Source organism: Citrobacter sp. RHB36-C18 (assembly GCF_013814485.1).
GTDB classification, from domain to species: Bacteria; Pseudomonadota; Gammaproteobacteria; order Enterobacterales; family Enterobacteriaceae; genus Citrobacter; species Citrobacter braakii.
This window is the reverse complement of sequence record NZ_CP057125.1, coordinates 634,815-652,035: the sequence shown is the minus strand read 5'-3', so window position 1 is coordinate 652,035 and position 17,221 is coordinate 634,815. Positions and strand designations below refer to the sequence as shown.

20 protein-coding genes are annotated in these 17,221 nt (G+C 50.7%); 6 read left to right on the top strand and 14 right to left on the bottom strand.

Going from position 1 to position 17,221, the window contains the following annotated elements; translation table 11 throughout:
• Positions 1-136: 136 nt before the first annotated feature.
• Genes HVZ52_RS03175 through HVZ52_RS03155 form a run of 5 tightly spaced genes read right to left on the bottom strand, consistent with a single transcriptional unit; the run spans position 137 to position 4,030 of the window.
• A complete protein-coding gene (locus tag HVZ52_RS03175) occupies positions 137-2,809 on the bottom strand; it encodes a TOPRIM and DUF927 domain-containing protein (protein WP_181598852.1) in 2,673 nt (890 codons plus the stop codon).
• On the bottom strand, positions 2,806-3,189 hold the full coding sequence (locus HVZ52_RS03170) for a DUF5375 family protein (RefSeq protein WP_001075577.1): 384 nt from the start codon (positions 3,187-3,189) through the stop codon (positions 2,806-2,808). The genes HVZ52_RS03175 and HVZ52_RS03170 overlap by 4 nt, the downstream gene beginning before the upstream one ends.
• Positions 3,186-3,470, bottom strand: a complete 285-nt coding sequence (locus HVZ52_RS03165) for a hypothetical protein (protein WP_181598851.1) — start codon at positions 3,468-3,470, stop codon at positions 3,186-3,188. The genes HVZ52_RS03170 and HVZ52_RS03165 overlap by 4 nt, the downstream gene beginning before the upstream one ends.
• 31 nt (positions 3,471-3,501) lie before the next feature.
• Entirely contained in the window at positions 3,502-3,861 is a 360-nt protein-coding gene (locus HVZ52_RS03160; protein WP_181598850.1) for a hypothetical protein, read from the bottom strand.
• Positions 3,854-4,030 carry a host cell division inhibitor Icd-like protein gene (locus HVZ52_RS03155; RefSeq protein ID WP_024134542.1) on the bottom strand — a complete coding sequence of 59 codons (177 nt, stop codon included), beginning with the start codon at positions 4,028-4,030 and terminating at the stop codon, positions 3,854-3,856. The genes HVZ52_RS03160 and HVZ52_RS03155 overlap by 8 nt, the downstream gene beginning before the upstream one ends.
• A gap of 175 nt (positions 4,031-4,205) precedes the next feature.
• On the opposite strand from HVZ52_RS03155, the gene HVZ52_RS03150 reads away from it, so the two are divergent.
• The gene (locus HVZ52_RS03150) at positions 4,206-4,382 is read left to right on the top strand and encodes a YlcI/YnfO family protein (RefSeq protein WP_170872875.1); all 177 of its coding nucleotides are present in this window, start codon (positions 4,206-4,208) and stop codon (positions 4,380-4,382) included.
• Between the two features lie 30 nt (positions 4,383-4,412).
• Here the strand turns inward: HVZ52_RS03150 and HVZ52_RS03145 are convergent, their stop codons facing one another.
• From HVZ52_RS03145 to HVZ52_RS03130, 4 genes are all read right to left on the bottom strand, one after another.
• Positions 4,413-4,604 carry a helix-turn-helix domain-containing protein gene (locus HVZ52_RS03145; RefSeq protein ID WP_058657987.1) on the bottom strand — a complete coding sequence of 64 codons (192 nt, stop codon included), beginning with the start codon at positions 4,602-4,604 and terminating at the stop codon, positions 4,413-4,415.
• A 146-nt stretch (positions 4,605-4,750) separates the two neighbouring features.
• Positions 4,751-5,533, bottom strand: a complete 783-nt coding sequence (locus HVZ52_RS03140) for a hypothetical protein (RefSeq protein WP_064042835.1) — start codon at positions 5,531-5,533, stop codon at positions 4,751-4,753.
• A complete protein-coding gene (locus HVZ52_RS03135) occupies positions 5,530-6,930 on the bottom strand; it encodes a site-specific integrase (protein WP_181598849.1) in 1,401 nt (466 codons plus the stop codon). The genes HVZ52_RS03140 and HVZ52_RS03135 overlap by 4 nt, the downstream gene beginning before the upstream one ends.
• A 698-nt stretch (positions 6,931-7,628) precedes the next feature.
• The gene (locus tag HVZ52_RS03130) at positions 7,629-7,940 is read right to left on the bottom strand and encodes a hypothetical protein (protein ID WP_181599315.1); all 312 of its coding nucleotides are present in this window, start codon (positions 7,938-7,940) and stop codon (positions 7,629-7,631) included.
• A 613-nt stretch (positions 7,941-8,553) separates the two neighbouring features.
• On the opposite strand from HVZ52_RS03130, the gene HVZ52_RS03125 reads away from it, so the two are divergent.
• The 3 genes from HVZ52_RS03125 to HVZ52_RS03115 are packed head-to-tail and all read left to right on the top strand — an operon-like array spanning position 8,554 to position 9,778.
• Positions 8,554-9,036, top strand: coding sequence for an Hcp family type VI secretion system effector (locus HVZ52_RS03125; RefSeq protein ID WP_101701232.1), 483 nt, complete (start codon positions 8,554-8,556; stop codon positions 9,034-9,036).
• Positions 9,033-9,512 (top strand): DUF2778 domain-containing protein, encoded by a 480-nt coding sequence (locus HVZ52_RS03120; RefSeq protein WP_181598848.1) that lies wholly within the window; start codon positions 9,033-9,035, stop codon positions 9,510-9,512. The genes HVZ52_RS03125 and HVZ52_RS03120 overlap by 4 nt, the downstream gene beginning before the upstream one ends.
• On the top strand, positions 9,512-9,778 hold the full coding sequence (locus tag HVZ52_RS03115; protein ID WP_047499199.1) for a hypothetical protein: 267 nt from the start codon (positions 9,512-9,514) through the stop codon (positions 9,776-9,778). The genes HVZ52_RS03120 and HVZ52_RS03115 overlap by 1 nt, the downstream gene beginning before the upstream one ends.
• A gap of 483 nt (positions 9,779-10,261) precedes the next feature.
• Here the strand turns inward: HVZ52_RS03115 and HVZ52_RS03110 are convergent, their stop codons facing one another.
• The 5 genes from HVZ52_RS03110 to HVZ52_RS03090 form a co-directional block, all read right to left on the bottom strand.
• A complete protein-coding gene (locus tag HVZ52_RS03110; RefSeq protein WP_071524484.1) occupies positions 10,262-10,585 on the bottom strand; it encodes a DUF1889 family protein in 324 nt (107 codons plus the stop codon).
• Positions 10,586-10,698: 113 nt separating this feature from the next.
• Positions 10,699-12,510: a diol dehydratase reactivase subunit alpha gene (locus tag HVZ52_RS03105; RefSeq protein WP_181598847.1), complete on the bottom strand. Its 1,812-nt coding sequence runs from the start codon at positions 12,508-12,510 to the stop codon at positions 10,699-10,701.
• Positions 12,511-12,520: 10 nt separating this feature from the next.
• The gene (locus tag HVZ52_RS03100) at positions 12,521-12,949 is read right to left on the bottom strand and encodes a diol dehydratase small subunit (RefSeq protein ID WP_047358662.1); all 429 of its coding nucleotides are present in this window, start codon (positions 12,947-12,949) and stop codon (positions 12,521-12,523) included.
• A gap of 2 nt (positions 12,950-12,951) precedes the next feature.
• A complete protein-coding gene (locus tag HVZ52_RS03095) occupies positions 12,952-13,536 on the bottom strand; it encodes a propanediol/glycerol family dehydratase medium subunit (protein ID WP_019077735.1) in 585 nt (194 codons plus the stop codon).
• Positions 13,537-13,547: 11 nt separating this feature from the next.
• Positions 13,548-15,215: a propanediol/glycerol family dehydratase large subunit gene (locus HVZ52_RS03090; RefSeq protein WP_181598846.1), complete on the bottom strand. Its 1,668-nt coding sequence runs from the start codon at positions 15,213-15,215 to the stop codon at positions 13,548-13,550.
• A gap of 391 nt (positions 15,216-15,606) precedes the next feature.
• Between HVZ52_RS03090 and HVZ52_RS03085 the strand changes: the two genes are divergently transcribed.
• Positions 15,607-16,035 (top strand): heme-binding protein, encoded by a 429-nt coding sequence (locus tag HVZ52_RS03085; protein WP_003828504.1) that lies wholly within the window; start codon positions 15,607-15,609, stop codon positions 16,033-16,035.
• A 22-nt stretch (positions 16,036-16,057) separates the two neighbouring features.
• Positions 16,058-17,221, top strand: a complete 1,164-nt coding sequence (gene dhaT, locus HVZ52_RS03080) for a 1,3-propanediol dehydrogenase (RefSeq protein ID WP_016157511.1) — start codon at positions 16,058-16,060, stop codon at positions 17,219-17,221.

Below are 17,221 nucleotides of genomic sequence, written 5' to 3'. Positions count from 1 at the left end.
GGAACAGCGGATCGGCTGGCGTTCCACCTGTTCCACCTCACTATTTCAAAAGGTGGAACAGGCTCAGCCCTTGTAAAATACGGTTGTTCCACCTGTTTCACCTGTTACCCTTAATAAATAAGACTCACGCAAAGCCTTAACCCGGCACCTCGCTGTTGAAGACATAGAGCCTGCGGGGATTCATCTCTGGCGGGCGAATGGTTGTCTGGAGCTTGCCATCGGTTGAGGGCAGCAGGTATCCACGATCCGCGCACAAACGCGCCACCTTGCGCGGGTCAAATCCACGGCAGATTTCTTTCCAGCCGGACGGCATGACGTAGAACGTGGTGACGGCTTCCGTTCCCTGCGCGGTACTGCCTTTCTCCACCCTGCGCCAGCCCACCATATTGCCAGGGCGGTTGCGCTCGTCGTGCCAGTCTGCAAAGCGGCTGTACTGATTCGCGGTAAAGAAACTGCGTACCTGCTCCAGTGCGGCAATATCTTCCTGATTGGCGGTGTGCCCGCGATCTTTAAGCCATGCGTTCAGGCAGACGCGGGTTGCCCGCAGCGCTTCCCCCTCATGCCAGCCGGTAATCCCCAGACGGGTTGCCAGTTCTCCTGCCATCGCCACCAGTGCAAAGCGGTTCACAGCCCGGCCCACCTGATTGCCCGCATCTTTCGGGGTCAGCGCGGCGGTATATTCCTTCATCAGTGACTTTGCCTGTGCCGTCAGCCCGTTAAGATCAGCGGTCAGGGCTTTCAGCCACTCCCTGAACGGCGAACCGTAGTAGCTGGACGTGGCCCACTCCAGATGTTCCGCCAGCGCCTTGCCGCTGTCGAAGCCGTGCAGTTCCTCAAATACGCCAAACTTCCCGGAATCGCTGGGGATCTGGATCATCCTGACTTCCATCCCGGCAAAGGTACGCTCCCCGGCTTTTGCCGCATGTTCAGTCAGTGACAGTTCGCCGGTTGAAAAGAACAGCAGCCGCCACTGCTTACGGGTGCGCAGCTCACCGTCCGTACCGGCACGGCCCTTGCCCTGACCGTTTGCCAGCATGTAGGCGATATTGCCTGCCTCGCGTCCGTCCACCTCCCGGATCTCATCGAGCATCATGGCGGCATCGTTGCGGCGGCTGGCGCATCCCTCCAGCGCGTTGCCGGTTGCCCGCCACGTCTGCCAGTAGTCAGGCCCGCCGCAGACGGAGGTTGCCGCTTTCATGGTGGTGGTCTTACCGTCCGTCGATTCCCCCTTGAGGTGGTAGCCGCCGCCGTCCATACCAACCAGCCGTAACAGAGGGGCAGCAAAAGCCAGACTGACGGCAAACGCCACGCGGGAGTTGCCGGTGCAGTAGCGGGAAACGTGCTCCCGCCATTCCTCCGTTGTGCCCGACACGCGGAAATCGCGCCCCTGCACGGAACTGGTCTGGAGAATGACACCCTCTGCACCTTCACCGCTGACCTCATCCTGCAGGACGTAAACCTGACCATGCCAGCCCGTGCGGCTGACGCAGGTCACGCGGCGTTCCGGTTTACACAGAGAGATATATTCCATAAGGCGTGCGCGGGCCTCACCGGTGGTGCTGATATAGGACAGTCCGTTGACCAGCAGTACCCGGCGCAGCTCCTCACCGCTGCCGCTCAGCATTTCCATCGGCATCGCCCAGCGGCGGAGTTCACCCCACGTATCTTCCCACTCCAGCAGTCGCCCGAAGTTACCGCCATCGGCATCGCAGGTGATTGCCGTCACGCGCAGCGGGTTGCATATTTTGACGTTCTGGATCTCCGTCTCACCGTTGCGCTGTACCTGTTTTTCATACCAGAGATATTCCTGGGTAAGACGGAACCCGTGCGGCAGCTGCGTGCGGCCTTCCCCGCACAGCTCCAGACCGTTACGAAAAGCTTCACGGGCACGGGTAATGCCGTGCTCCCGATGGAAGTCATTCCAGTCAGCCTTAATCTCTCCCGGTGGCAGCGTCATCCAGCCGCCGACGGCTTTTGCCGCCCGTTCAGCAAAGGATCTGCCGGGATTCTCGCCCCCGTCCTGAAAATCGTTATCACCGGCGATGATAATTTTTACCTCAGGCCAGCGTGCCCGCAGCGACTGCGCCACGTTGGGCAGGTTGCCTGCTGATATGGCAGCCACTACACATCCGGCGGTGAGCTGGCTTACCGTCAGCGCCGTGGCGTAACCTTCGGTAATCACCACCTGTACCGGCGGTTCAGACGGTAACGGGCTGAGCGCCACAAACGCGCCTTTCATCGTGCTGCCGGGCAGTATGCTTTTTTCACCCGTCGGGGCGATAAGCTGCGCACCGGTCACGGCTCCGGCGTTGGTGGTGAGCGGTAACAACAGGGAACCGGCAGGAAAATCCTTACCGCTGATATGCTGCACGCTTCCGGTCAGGGAGGCCGGATATCCGGCAAACCCTTTCCCGGTCAGATAGGGGCTTTCTCCCGTGTGGCTCTCTTTCATCAGCGCCGCCACGGTAAGGCTCATGTCGCGTTTAGGAGCTTTTTGCCTGGCGGGCTTAACGGGCAGTTCCTGCACGTCCGGCACATTAAGCACCTGCGCCACCTCCTGCGCTGCCTTTCTGACGCCGTAACCGGTCATGAGCTTAACCAGATCCAGACCATCACCATTGCCGCACTGGCTGCAAATCCACGTCCCGCGCCCGTCAAGGTCATCGAGGCGAAAACGATCCTTACCCCCACATTTCGGGCAGGGACCGTGCCTGCCGTTTTCAGGTACATCAATACGCAGCATCTGCAAAATAACGGGCCATTTCCCCCGCGCGGCGGCTGAAATCTGCGTAACCGTCTGTGTTGTCATACTTCCCCCTGATGCAGCGCCACACCCGTGCTGCAGAAGTCATCAAAGGCCGCCGGAAGCGTGCGGTACAGCTCCGCCATCACTTCACAGCCGCGCACAGTCAGTACCGGCGGCGCGGTCAGCAATGATGGTTCCAGCATGTCAGTCAGCAGCGCCAGCGCCGCCGCTGCTCCCTGTGCTTCGCCATATTCGTTAATCAATGCGCACTCGATATGCAGGGCAATGGCCATTTCAATACGTTCAACCGTCAGGCTGTGCGGACCATATTGATCGCAGCCGGTTTCAGTCAGCGCTTTCTGGCGCCATGCCGATGCAATAGCCCGCCGGTAAAGCGCAGTAGTCATTTCTGCCGGAAAAATAGAAACCTGCGGCTGGTTCATTGGGTGCCTCCTTCAATCAGTTCGCAACTGTGCGCAATATCCGTCAAATCTGCCCGCAGGTACTCCATCAGCGCGGCAATGCCTGGCGCACAGCCTGCATCCAGCGTTCCGCCCTGAAACGGGTATTCAGAAAAGAGAAGCTGGAGCATGTCGCAGGCATTTCTTGCGCGAGTCAGCTTTCCGAAACCGTCCTCTGACAATCCATAGGCAAAAGCACCGGTATTGTGTTTTTCAGGCAAAGTGTGGCCCTGAGCACTGTTGTGCCCGTTTGAAAAATTCATCGTGGATTACTCCGTTTTCAGCGGCGTTTTGTCAGAGAAACTTTGAATAGTGACTGTCGTCAGGTTCAGCAGAACGCCGTATGCTGCGCTCCCGCCAGCGGGAAAATACCACTGACGGATGCAGCGTCAGCGGGCCGGAGCCACTACCGCCTGCCGGAGCTGGTGAAGGTTTAAAGAGCGGCGCATCAAACAGGCGCGTATACCGCTGTTCAAACCATGCCAGAGGGCAGGAAGAAATCTGGTTGTCGCTGTCATAACGTATCAGCACTTCTCGGCTGAATTCAGGATTAACCAGCGCCACGGAGGGCGAGGCTTCAATTAATCGGATAATCGTGACGGTCCAGCCATGTTCATGCTGCCAGCGTTCGCCGGGTTGCGGATAATTACGCATGTTCACCTCCACATGGAATGCGACCGGCAAAGCTCAGCACGTAGTCCGGGGCAAGTCTGCGTCGCGCTGAACGCTCGTTATCTGCGGCGATCCTTAACATCACAGGACGGGCATTGCGTTGACTGCGGTTGATCGCAGCAAATAACCAGGTACACTTCTGTTTAGCCATCTTCGTTACCTCTTATAACGGTTGGTTAAATGCCTCTAGGGTGGTTCCAAGCAACCTAGAGGCATTGCAACTAGGTGTCGGACACAATGTATTTCAAGGTGTCCGACACGTCAAGTGTTGCAACTGTTCTTTTTTTGTCTATCATTGTCCGACACCTACCTTAAAGGACAAATCAATGGCGACTAAATCTATCAATGCGAAATCCAAAAGATTTGATGTGCGTGTACCTCATGAAATAGCTGATGCCGTAGAAAAACTTAAAAATACGGGTGAAAGCACTGGTCAATTTGTTGTTACAGCTTTAGAGGCAGAAATAAGAAAGCGTCAATTTGCTATTAATAAAAACAAGTGAGTTTTAGATATGGGCATTATAATGCCCATATTATGCATGTAATCTTTTAGTTGAGCTTATAAACTCGTCTAAATCTGTACGCAAATATATGACCTTTTTCAAGCCCGCCTTATAGAAGGGAATACAGACTTTACCTGTACTAGCCCAATTTGCCATTGTTGCTGGTGTAACACCAATGTATTCAGCCGCTTCTTTTCTTGTGAGTCGCTCTTTCATGTACATCGTTATCACCTCTTGTCTTGCTCGTTTTGGTGATTAGAACGATAAATCGAAAGCTAGCTCACTAAAAGAATCATTAGCCAAATAGTATGATCATTATGAGATAATAAGTATACTCATTGGCTAATGATCATTTAAAAATCATAGCGTTATTGTGTTATCAGTTTGAAGCGTCTTATGTATGGCTCATGAGGTGTCTGACATAGTTCACTACGGATATCTTGCACCCATCTCATCAATGTTTGCTTAGAAGGGGCATTTTTATGATTTGCAAAATGTACAGCTAACTTGTTACTTAATGAGTAATGTGATACGTCAGGATATTCTCCAATCGTTAAGCAAACTATTTTATATACTTCTTTATAATTTTTATTTCTTGGTCCTCTTTTTGTAGATACTGATTTTCCTACATCTTGAAAAACTTCATTACCATTTTTCAAATAGAAAGAAACAACTCTTCTGAACTGTGATTTATAGTAATCAAGATAAACTCGTCTTAATATTTCATCTTTTAGAACAGTTAGAATATCTTCCGCTTGTGAGATATAGCCCTGTTCTTTTAAAAAAACCACCATAGATAACGTGCTCAACTCATGCTCATTAAAAGATAATGAGTTATCTTTAGCCGTGAATTTTATATTATTGAAAACAGAATCGAAGTCTAAAACATTACCAGAAAAATCTCTGCCCTTTGTATTTCTTAAAACCCTATCAAAATTGAATTTCAAATCTCTCTTAGATGCACTTTCTATAATAGTAAGTAACGTTTCAAACACAAAACTGGTATCATAACGGTTAATCAATGATTGATTTAGTGCATTATTAAAACACTGAACAGCTTGAGGAGATAATATCCCGGACCGTTCTGAATATCCCATTAAAGCCTTTATTGTTTCATTTATAAATGGCTTAACATCCAAATCAGTATTCATTTCCTCTCCCTTAACAACTCTTCAAGAAGCTTAGATTTATCTTCCTGAGATAAACTTGCTAATAACTCTTTAGTATTGATAAATGGTACTTGAATACCTGCCTCTTGCATAATTTTCATTTCTATCCGCGCTGCAGGCTCAACCAACTCCTCAACAGGAAGACTTATATAACCAGCTGTCACATCAGAAACCCTACCTGATCTGTGATTCATAAGTCTTTTCAAAATATAAGTTCCTACACCACTCAACTCCGCAATTGTTGCAAATGTACGCCGAGCATCATGGCAAGTAAAATTAATAGGTAACTGACCGTCAAACTCACCAGATGAAGTAGCTGCAACAATTTTATCTATAACTTTACGGGGATCGGTGATCACTCCCCCCCTCAATGCAGGGAAAACAAATCTTGAGCTATTTTTTTTAAACTGTAGGCGTCTTTCAAAAATAACCTGCAATGTTTTAGTAATAGGTAACTCTAACGGTTCTCCATTTTTAGTTTTATCAATCCAAAAATAACCACCAGCTAAATTAACTCGTTCCCATTCAAGCCCAAATACTTCCCCCCTTCTTAAACCAGTAAATAGTGCCATATCAATAGCATCACAAACAGACAATGCATGATCATCTCTAATATCTAGAGCATGCTTTCGAACAAATTCAACTGATTTTAACCAACGGCCCAAGTCTTTATTGCGAATGCGTGTATTCTTTCTGACCAAGCCATGCCATTGCCGTTTGCTACTTAAAACAACCGTTGGCGGCTCAGGAAGTAATTTGCTACCAAGCTGATCCCTATAGTTATCATTTGCAAAATTATAAACCGCTCTCAATGCGCGCCCCCAAAGATCAGCTTGAGAACGACTCCCCTTACCTACCCCTGCTCTAAGTTTAGATAAACATTCCCCATACCAAACCGTTCCATCCGTAATTTTTTTATGACGGTTAAATACATCATCACGTGAGATATTTGCCATAGGCCTATCCAACCAATCACCAGAAAAGTTCTGTAATAGACCTCGATACTGATTCGCAGTTGCAGGCTTAAGTCGGTGTCCACGCGTCTTGATATACAATTCAAGGGCTTCACGCAAAGTTACGTTAGAAAGACTTTCTTCACGAGATACAACATTTGGGTTTCGCCCCGTCATACCTATGTCACCAAGCTTATCCAATGCCTTAGCCCTGGCTTGCTCAATCGTGATTTCTGGAAATCTCCCTAAAGTTGCACGAATAAATGCACCTTTAACTTTTCTAACAACGCAGAATGTCTTGATTCCCGAAGCTCCAACTCTTAGCCGAAGTCCTTTAACGTGAGAATCATGATAATCAACTTGTTTTCCTTTAGGGGCTGCAGGGAGTTCGGCAAGCTTTGACTTGGTAAACTTGAATGATTCCACGATGCGGTATCCTAGATCCTTAAAAAATTGCCTTAAAATCGCTTGGCCTAAGCCAGGATACCCCTAGGCTACCTTACATTATGATTTAAAGGGAACTATGTATAATCATGGTTAATCAAATAGAACCAATAACCCAATGAAAGATATAGATAAAAGTGTAAAATTATTTGTGGTTAATTTAATGCGCGATATCTCATAATCGCTTGGTCGCTGGTTCAAGTCCAGCAGGGGCCACCAAACACAGCAAGGGCTGGCGAGTAATCGTCGGCCCTTTTGTTTTTTCCGGGGATATGCCGGGGATATTCCAGAAAGGTAACCATGGTGATTTATGGTTATTTTATGACCGCCCACCATATCTACAGCATTTCTTGCTTAGTGCCATTCGCAAAACGTTAACATTTGCATACATTGACGATGTGTGGAGCTGGTGGACGAACTCCACGCATAAGCCCGCCCGCATCATATAAAAAAGGCTGGCACGTCTTTTTGCGTACCTTGCGTACCCAGTTTTTCACTGCGCAATCTGATGAATAGCGTTTCTGATGTTTGTCACGCTGCCAGCGAATGGCCCGTGTAACCCTGGCATTTCTAAGCATGAGAATGGCTCTTTGAACCTTAACATTTCTTAACATCTGGCTTGCCCCGGCGCAAGCTAATGGCTCGTAAAACCTTAGGAATTCTTAGGGGCTGGCTGGCGGTCATAAACGCCGCAAACCCTTTGCATTTGCACCCGCTAGGCGGTATGCGTCGATCAGTTTTTCGCGTTTTACCGACTCCGAATTCGCAGTTTTTTTTGCGCAGTTTTGCGTAGTTTTTTTTTGCGAATTCGCAGTTTGTTTATCTTTGGCATCGTCTTTCTTTTCTCCGTGCCGTCTTAACTTACCTGCTCCGGGTAACGTCGGCAAAATATTTTGCTCAGTACCCGGCGCAATATCCCGGCGCACGCCGTCGAACTCAAAAAGTACCGCTGCGGGATAGAAATCATCTCGAGCACTTGCGACAACAAACACACGTCTGCGTCGTTGGGCCACTTCCGAAAAATTGAAGATTACCCGCCGCCGGGAGAAGGAAAACCGCAGGAGCGGAAAAGGAAACCGGGCGATCAGTGGCGGCTCACGTCTGAGTGCCACGTTAATTAATAAAACAGGTTAATAATTATTAAAATAACCTAAAATGCAGATAATCAATATCCGATAGATAACAAACAATATCGAACAAATAATTTACATTACCCTGAATGATTTCATCGGTTTATCTCGGTGCGCAATCCATTCAAATATTCTATCATTACATTGAGCTGTTCCCGATTGGCGGCCAGCATCTCACCAGAAAGTGAACCACATAAAAATCCATGATAATGGACAAAGAAAAATGCTTCAGAATTTAAAGATCACTTATATTCTTCCAGTTTTTTTAATTCCAAATTATCGCATTTATGAATTTTTTATGTTTCTCGATTTCAATATTCTCCATTATACTTTCCTTTCATTTATTTTTTATATAAATCCAAATAACACATTCACATATATGTTATTTACCAGCTTACAATAAAATTATTTTAGACATACTAGCGGCTTAGGTTATAGGATTTAGTCACCTCATTAACTAAAAGGCGTTTATATAATGGCTATTCCTGCATATTTATTTTTAAAAGACGACGGCGGCGCGGATATCAAAGGTTCAGTTGATGTCCAGGATAGAGAGGGAAGCATAGAGATTCTATCTTTTGGTCATAGTCTGCATATTCCGACAGACAGCAGAACCGGAAAACTCACCGGCACCAGGCAACATGCCCCCCTTAACTTTCAAAAAGAGTTCGACTCTTCCAGCCCGTATCTTTACAAGGCTATTGCCACCGGGCAGACACTTAAAAGCGCAGAATTTAAATGGTACAGAATTAACGACGCCGGGCAAGAAGTTGAATACTTCAACATGTTGCTTGAGAACGTGAAGATCGTCAGCTCCGCGCCGCATATGCTCGATATCAAAAACCCGGCGACCGAAAAACATAATCATCTTGAAAACGTAGCCATGCGGTATGAGCGGATTACCTGGAAATACTGTGATGGCAACATTCAGTTTTCTGATGCGTGGAATGAAAGATGATCCGGTGCACCTTCCATCTTAATGGCGGACAGCTATCAACATTAAGTTGCCCGGGCGTGGGTTTTTTCCCGGCGTACTCAGGAAATGCAGGGCCACACAGGAATAACCCTGCTTCGATTACAGTAGTAAAAAAAGGGCCATTGCCGCCCGGTCTTTACTACATCGTGACGCGCCAAAGAGGCGGGCTTCACTCCCGCTGGCGGGATATGGTGCACGGCTTAGAGAGCGGCTCAGATCGCGATCTATGGTTTGCGCTTTATCGCCAGGATAGCCAAACTGATGATATCTCATTCATAGACGGTGTTGAGCGGGGTAACTTCCGTTTACATCCCGCGGGTAAATCGGGCATTAGTGATGACTGCATTACGCTACCCAGCCATGCAGATTACGCAATCTTACTTGAGGCTTTATTAAGCACACCATCAGTTATGGTTACGGCTCAATTAAAAGCGTTCGGCACAATACAGGTGTACTGATGAAACCGGCCACACATGTTTTTTTATGGCTTTCTGAACTGCTCGCCCTGACAGTGGTTTACACCCTGCTTTGTTACTTCATCCCTGATGAAGCGTTTATGGCGTGGTATGAGGAAAACTATGGATTCATACAGGAAGCGCACTGGAATGACGGGTTTTCACTGATTCTGTATTTTCTGGCTATAGCCATCACTACGTTTGCGATCTGGTTTATTGCTGCTGCCAGACAGAGGAAGTGGAAAAAATCACAGGGTGAAAACACATGACGTTTACGTGTCCAGGCTCTGCCAACGTATTACCTTGTGATTCGAACATGACCACCTGACAGGTTGCTACAGCGGAAATACACCACAAACGCGCCGAAGTTATTGGGCGCGTTTTTATTACCTGTAACTTTTAACGCTCCACAATCCATACTCAAAAAATCACAAAAATTACTGTATATAAAAAAGTGTCCACCTGTTCACCTTTTTGATTTTTATTATATTTATCATGAAATTAAGTGGTTAACATCCACTTCAGCCACGTCGATAATGTCCAGCTTGTTCGCTAAGACCAAATCAACTGAACCAGACTGATAGCGCTCTACCTGTTTGCACCGAAATGTGAAATGAGTAACAAGAAAAACAAGTCAGGCAGGGACGGAAAGTGTTTCACGTGATAAGGCGAGAACATGCGAAAGGCAACCCCCTCTGGACGTTGCCATCCAGAGATGGAAACGTCCGTTAGAGTTTGATTCGATAGTCAGCTCAAACTAGCTCTTTGAGCTGCTCCTGCATATAGGTTGAAAAATACTCTGGGTTCTTGATAAGGATGCGGTTACCGGAGGCCACTTTTTCTGCCCATCCGGCCACTTTTTTCGTGAACTCGGGATTCCATCCCTCCTGCTCACCCCGTGCCATCACAGCTTCCGGACTTGCTGGCACACCTAAGTCATGCAAATACTTTAAGATTCCCTTAGCGGTACTTTCATCCATTGAATGGGGTACTGACGCCGAAGTGTTCATACCACCAATAAAATCCAATGCTTTCTCAATTGCTGTTGGCATGCTCTTATCCTTAAAATTAACCACGTGAGAGACACATTTATACTATGTACCCAACTCCGCCGGGATATCAAAGAGAACATCACCTTTATTTGATTTACCCCGCAGCTAAACGCTTGCGGCGGCTGTTTTCTGCACGATTAATTCGCTATCCCGGCCAAAACCAGCCCGGTCGCTACCGCATTACGCGGCCCTTCGGTACCACGGATGTTTCCCTGTCCGGCAACCACGCCGTAATGCGCCAGCGCGTCGGTGATCATCTGCGGGATTTCGAAATCCAGCGAGGAGCCGCCCACCAGCACCACAAAAGTCATATCGCGAATAGAGCCGCCGGGTGACACCTGGCGTAAAGCCCGCAGGCAGTTGGTCACAAAAACCTTCTCTTTGGCCTGTCGGCGCACCAACCGAATTTTTTCCAGCGAGGTCTGGTTATCTACCGGGATCAGCTCGCCGTCTTTCAGATAAACGACTTTGGCAAACACTGACGGACTGAGCGGTTCGCGAAAAAACTCCACCGCGCCGTTCTCGTGGCGAATGCTGAACAGGCTCTCCACTTTTGCCAGCGGGTATTTTTTAATTTCCTCCGCCAGAAACGGATCGCTTAAGCCCAGCTCGGTTTGAATCAACAGGCTGACCATATTCCCCGCGCCAGCCAGATGGACCGCTTTCACAACGCCATCGCTATTGATAATGGCGGCATCGGTAGAGCCTGCGCCTAAATCGAGGATCGCCAGCGGTGCAGCACATCCGGGCGTTGTTAACGCACCGGCAACAGCCATGTTGGCCTCCACTCCGCCGACTTCAACCGGGATGTTTAAACGGGCGCTCAGCTCACTGGCGATGGCCTGCATCTGTAAGCGATCGGATTTCACCATCGCCGCAATGCCTACGGCGTTCTCCATTGAACACTCCCCGGCAATACCGCCCTGCACCTTGCGGGGAATAAACGTATCCACCGCTAACAGATCCTGAATATACACCGCGTTCATGTCGTGACCGGTCAGCGAGGCCATCACCTTACGCACCCGCTCCAGCATGCCACCTGCATGCGTACCTGCTTCACCACGAATATCGCACACGGGCGCACAGGTGCTCATCGCCTGCATAATGGCCTGTGCGCCTTGCGCTACGTCGGCTTCACCGCCACGCTTTTCGCCGCGGATAAAGATCTTACCCGCCGGGATCACCCTTGAGCGCACATCACCCTGCGGGGTTTTCAGCACCACGGCGGAACGGTTGCCAATTAGCGCCCTGGCGATGGGGACGATGGTTTGCGTTTCCTCGGGCGTCAGGGTAAAAAAGGTCGCGATGCCGTAAGGATTCGACAGCACACGCACCACCTGTCCTGGGGCTGCCACTTCCACCGCCGCCAGCACACCTTCCGGCACCTTCTCCAGCAGGGTGACTTCATCTACCACCGGCATTGTTCGACGCAGGCGATTGTTCACCAGCACGCCATCATCTTTTTTCAGGATCGCCGCCACCACGTTGACACCGCGATCCAGCGCCTCATTGATAAACCAAACCGCCTCGAGGAAATCCCTCTCCTCACCGACCAGCGGGATCCAGCCCTGGGTAAACCGATCTTCACTCAACGCCGCCAGCTTCTCCACGGCGATGGTGGTTCCCATTCCCACGCCAACGCCGCCGGGCGTTTGCGGGTTATGCCCAATCATTGTTGATTCGGTAATGATGGTTTCAGTGATGGTTTCCATCGCCACATCGCCAATCACCGGTGCCGCCTCGTTGATGCAGATTTTCGCCACGTCCTGAAGCGACCACGGGGTGTTATTCAGCGCCTGCTGCAGGGAGGCCACCACCCCGGCAATATTGTCCCGTGTGCCTTTCATACCGGTCGTAGCGACAATCCCGCTGGAGATAAACCGGCCATGCTGCGCCAACGCCACTTCGGTGGTGGCGTTGCCGATATCAATCCCTGCAATTAACGGCATACAACCTCCGTCACTGGCTGCCTTTACGCAGCTTGTTTCTCTGCAGATACACCTCTGCCGACTCGCGGACAAACCCGGCGTTCACCGTGGCATGCCAGGTATGTTCCAGTTCATCGGCAATGGCCTGAAGCTCGGCGAACGAAGAACGAAACGGCCGCAGCGCGTTGTAAATTTCAAGAATACGGGCATCCGGGATTGCTATAAGCTCCGCCGCACGACGGAAATTACGCGCCACGGCGTGACGCTGCATCTGTTCGGCAATCTGCGCCTGGTACTCCAGCGTTTGCTGAGAAATACGCACATCCTGCGGACCTACGCGGCCCGCCAGCACATTCTCAAGGGTAATCTCGGTTAGCGGTTTGCCGGTAGGAGTCTGGATTTTCTCAGGGCAGCGGGTTGCTAATGGATAATCCTGCGCGGTCATGATGTTGTCGTTCATGGTCATTCCCTTACAAGTGCAATATGCAGCGTGACAGGCGCAGCATCCTGCACCACGTGTTTGGTTTCTTTGATATGAAACAGCGCGGCCTTGGCCATAAATTTGGGGCGTACCATCTGGTCATTAACCACTGGCACTGGCGAAGGCGACTCTTTACGTGCATAGCGCGCGGCGTTTTTACCAATCTGGCGATAGGTTTCCAGCGTCAGCAGCGGAGCCTGAGAGAACAGCTCAAGGTTGCTCAGAGGCAGCAGATCGCGCTGATGAATCACCGTGGTTCCTTTCGACTGGATACCAATCCCGATGCCCGAACCGCTGAGATTTGCCGCATCCCATGCCATAAATGAAACATCCGAGGTGCGCAGAATCCTCACCACCCGAGCATGCAGGCCCTCTTCTTCAATGCCGGCAACCAGTTCTTTCAAAATCGCGTTGTGCGGCATATCAATCAATGTTTTGTGCTGATACTTATCAAAGGCCGGGCCGACGCCTATCACGACTTCATCCACGCGTTCGTCCGCTTTAGCCGCCTCGCCTTCGCTCACCTGCAAGGTGAAAACCGGCTTACGTTCAGTTGTGCATTCCACTGTGTACCGCCTTATTCGATCGAGCCGGGCTGAACCACGCCCGCAATATTTTTAATTTCCGCCCAACGTTCGGCAGAGATGCGATAGCCGGTGCCGGGTCCCTGATAATCGTTGATGTCATTAACGGCGCTGACGACGTCGAACTGACGATCCAGAATGGCCGACGTTTGCAGGTAATCACCAGTAACACGCTGCCTCAGCATGTTGAGGATATTGCTGGCGATGTCTTCGAAGCCGCTGGAACTCAATGCGCCGACGATATCCAGCCCGGTGATATTGCGCTTCATCATCTCTTCCACGGCAGCCAAATCTTCCACCACATTGCGCGCGGGCATATCTTTGCTGCCGTGAGCGTAAGTGGCGGCCTCCACCTCTTCATCGCTAATCAGCGGCAGGCCCAGTTCGCGGAACACCGCCTGAATGGCGAGCGCGGCCTTATTGCGGATGGCGATTGTCTCCTCTTCCGTGACCGGACGCAGGCCCCCGTCAACCATCAGATCGCGTTGCAGAATGTTGTAATCATCGAAGTCTTCAGCGTCGAAGTTCGACCCGGCAAACATGTTGTCGTAGTTCGGTACCGCGCTATAGCCGGAGAAGATAAAGTCGGTGCCCGGCAGCATCTGCATCAGGGTGCGAGCAGTACGACGAATATCGGAGTGGGAAAAGGTCTGGTCATTGGCGGAGGCCACTTCAAGGTCGAGCATCGAGGCAATCAGGTTTTCCGCCAGCACCGCGCGAATCCCCGACGGCACAGCGCCGGTCATGCCGATACAGCTGACCGCGCCGTTTTGTAACCCCTGTACGCCCGCGCCTTTGGTGATAAAAATGCAACGCGACTCCAGATAAAGCATCGATTTACTTTCGGAATAGCCCATCAGCGCTTCCGAGCCGGTGCCGGAGGTGTAGCGCATCTTCAGACCACGAGAAGCATACGCCGAGGCAAGAAACGCTTTTGACCACGGCGTATCATCGCCATCGGTAAACACCGACTCCGTGCCATATACCGACACCGTTTCGGCGTAGCTGGTTAGCCCGCGCATTCCCAGTTCCAGCTCCGTGGCCTCTTCAACGGAGCATTGCGTCAGCACGCCGGGGCGACCGCATTGGGACCCCACCAGCAGCGCCAGGGCGTTAAACGGCGCATAGCGGGCGATCCCGACCGTTGTTTCCTGTTCGGAAAAGCCACGGATCCCCGCTTCAGCAGCGTCGGCAGCAATCTGTACCGGGTTATCTTTCAGGTTGGTCACGTGGCACTGATTGGAGGGGGTGCGTCTGGCGCGCATTTTTTGCAGCGCCATCATCATCTCCACCACGTTCATTTGCGCCATCACCTCCACCGCTTTCGCCGGGGTGATGGCAGTCGTAATGGCAATGATCTCTTCCCGACTGACGTGGATATCCACCAGCATTCTGGCGATCTCCAGCGCGTCGAGCTGCATGGCGCGCTCGGCCTCGGGCACGTTAATCGCGTAATCGGCAATGAACCGGTCAATCATGTCGAACTCGGCGCGGCTCTTGCCGTCCAGCTCAACAATACGACCATTTTCCACCTTCACCGACGAAGCCGGATCGTAAGGGCTTTCCATTGCGATCAGCCCCTCTTCAGGCCATTCGCCAATTAGCCCATCCTGATTTACAGGCCGCTGGGCAAGCACTTCAAATCGTTTTGATCTTCTCATAGTTTATGGACTCAAAAGATAAAAAATAGGGACGCCGGGCCGTATTGCCGGGGACACAACACCCGGCATTCGCCTTTCATCAGCAATAGCCGAACTCTAAATGAGCAGGACAATAAAAAAATAAAATTAATTTCGTTCCAATTTGGCACGTAATAAAAAACCATCGTTTCATATTGAAACGCGGCTCAGGAATATTCACCACGAATTGTGACGAGGTTAAATGATCATTATCAATAAACGCCGCAACAGGAAACTAAAGGTAATATTTTTGAAATTCCCACCCTATTGACTTAATAACGCGGGGCGAGAAAATAAGATAAAGCCAATGATAAAAATAGCTGTTGCGCGATATTTTCGTGACCTCAGCCCTACAACCTTTTCAGGAGAGACTGTGAATAAGAGCCAACAAATCGCCACCATTACGCTGGCGGCTGCAAAGAAAATGGCGCAGGCCGTCGAGGCTAAAGCGCTTGAAATCAACGTTCCGGTGGTGTTTTCCGTGGTGGATCACGGCGGGAACACGCTGCTAATGCAACGTATGGACGACGCGTTTGTCACCAGCTGTGATATCTCTCTTAATAAAGCTTATACCGCCTGCTGCCTGCGACAGGGTACCCATGAAATTACCGATGCGGTACAACCAGGTGCCTCTCTATATGGCTTGCAGCTCACCAATCAACAACGAATTGTTATTTTTGGCGGCGGTTTACCTGTCATATTAAACGGCAAATTAATCGGTGCCGTTGGCGTAAGTGGCGGTACCGTCGAACAAGACAGATTATTAGCAGAAACCGCATTGAATTGTTTCTCTGAATTATAATTTAAATCTAAGAAGGTATATTATGAGCTATCGTATGTTTGATTACCTGGTGCCAAATGTGAACTTCTTTGGCCCCAATGCTATTTCCGTGGTCGGCGAACGCTGCAAACTGTTGGGCGGTAAAAAAGCGCTGCTGGTCACTGATAAAGGTCTGCGGGCGATTAAAGACGGCGCGGTAGATAAAACCCTCACACATCTGCGTGAAGCCGGTATTGACGTCGTGGTTTTTGACGGCGTTGAGCCAAACCCCAAAGACACCAACGTGCGCGACGGCCTGGAGGTCTTTCGGAAAGAGCATTGCGACATCATCGTTACCGTTGGCGGCGGTAGCCCGCATGATTGCGGTAAAGGCATCGGTATCGCCGCGACTCACGAAGGGGATCTCTACAGCTATGCCGGAATTGAAACCCTGACCAACCCGCTGCCGCCGATCGTTGCGGTGAATACCACTGCCGGGACCGCCAGCGAAGTCACCCGCCACTGCGTGCTGACCAATACCAAAACCAAAGTGAAGTTTGTGATTGTCAGCTGGCGCAACCTGCCGTCGGTCTCTATTAACGATCCGCTGCTGATGCTCGGCAAGCCAGCCCCACTGACTGCGGCCACCGGGATGGACGCCCTGACCCACGCCGTGGAAGCCTACATTTCCAAAGATGCCAACCCGGTCACCGACGCTGCCGCTATCCAGGCGATCCGCCTGATCGCCCGTAACTTGCGCCAGGCCGTGGCGCTGGGCAGCAACCTGAAAGCTCGCGAGAACATGGCCTACGCCTCCCTGCTGGCGGGTATGGCCTTCAACAACGCCAACCTCGGCTACGTTCACGCGATGGCGCATCAGCTTGGCGGTCTTTACGACATGCCGCACGGCGTGGCGAATGCCGTACTGCTGCCGCACGTGGCACGCTATAACCTGATCGCTAACCCGGAAAAATTTGCCGACATCGCAGAGTTTATGGGCGAGAACACGGACGGACTCTCCACCATGGATGCCGCCGAGCTGGCCATTCATGCTATTGCCCGCCTCTCCGCCGACATCGGTATTCCGCAGCATCTGCGCGATCTGGGCGTCAAAGAAGCCGATTTCCCGTATATGGCGGAAATGGCGCTGAAGGACGGCAACGCCTTCTCCAACCCGCGCAAAGGGAACGAGAAAGAAATTGCCGAGATCTTCCGTCAGGCATTCTGA

What these genes read in the sequence shown, in the direction of transcription:
- HVZ52_RS03175 (WP_181598852.1), bottom strand. Translation starts at nt 2,809, where the DNA reads ATGACAACACAGACGGTTACGCAGATTTCAGCCGCCGCGCGGGGGAAA.
- HVZ52_RS03170 (WP_001075577.1), bottom strand. Translation starts at nt 3,189, where the DNA reads ATGAACCAGCCGCAGGTTTCTATTTTTCCGGCAGAAATGACTACTGCG.
- HVZ52_RS03165 (WP_181598851.1), bottom strand. Translation starts at nt 3,470, where the DNA reads ATGAATTTTTCAAACGGGCACAACAGTGCTCAGGGCCACACTTTGCCT.
- HVZ52_RS03160 (WP_181598850.1), bottom strand. Translation starts at nt 3,861, where the DNA reads ATGCGTAATTATCCGCAACCCGGCGAACGCTGGCAGCATGAACATGGC.
- HVZ52_RS03155 (WP_024134542.1), bottom strand. Translation starts at nt 4,030, where the DNA reads ATGGCTAAACAGAAGTGTACCTGGTTATTTGCTGCGATCAACCGCAGT.
- HVZ52_RS03150 (WP_170872875.1), top strand. Translation starts at nt 4,206, where the DNA reads ATGGCGACTAAATCTATCAATGCGAAATCCAAAAGATTTGATGTGCGT.
- HVZ52_RS03145 (WP_058657987.1), bottom strand. Translation starts at nt 4,604, where the DNA reads ATGTACATGAAAGAGCGACTCACAAGAAAAGAAGCGGCTGAATACATT.
- HVZ52_RS03140 (WP_064042835.1), bottom strand. Translation starts at nt 5,533, where the DNA reads ATGAATACTGATTTGGATGTTAAGCCATTTATAAATGAAACAATAAAG.
- HVZ52_RS03125 (WP_101701232.1), top strand. Translation starts at nt 8,554, where the DNA reads ATGGCTATTCCTGCATATTTATTTTTAAAAGACGACGGCGGCGCGGAT.
- HVZ52_RS03120 (WP_181598848.1), top strand. Translation starts at nt 9,033, where the DNA reads ATGATCCGGTGCACCTTCCATCTTAATGGCGGACAGCTATCAACATTA.
- HVZ52_RS03115 (WP_047499199.1), top strand. Translation starts at nt 9,512, where the DNA reads ATGAAACCGGCCACACATGTTTTTTTATGGCTTTCTGAACTGCTCGCC.
- HVZ52_RS03105 (WP_181598847.1), bottom strand. Translation starts at nt 12,510, where the DNA reads ATGCCGTTAATTGCAGGGATTGATATCGGCAACGCCACCACCGAAGTG.
- HVZ52_RS03100 (WP_047358662.1), bottom strand. Translation starts at nt 12,949, where the DNA reads ATGAACGACAACATCATGACCGCGCAGGATTATCCATTAGCAACCCGC.
- HVZ52_RS03090 (WP_181598846.1), bottom strand. Translation starts at nt 15,215, where the DNA reads ATGAGAAGATCAAAACGATTTGAAGTGCTTGCCCAGCGGCCTGTAAAT.
- dhaT (WP_016157511.1), top strand. Translation starts at nt 16,058, where the DNA reads ATGAGCTATCGTATGTTTGATTACCTGGTGCCAAATGTGAACTTCTTT.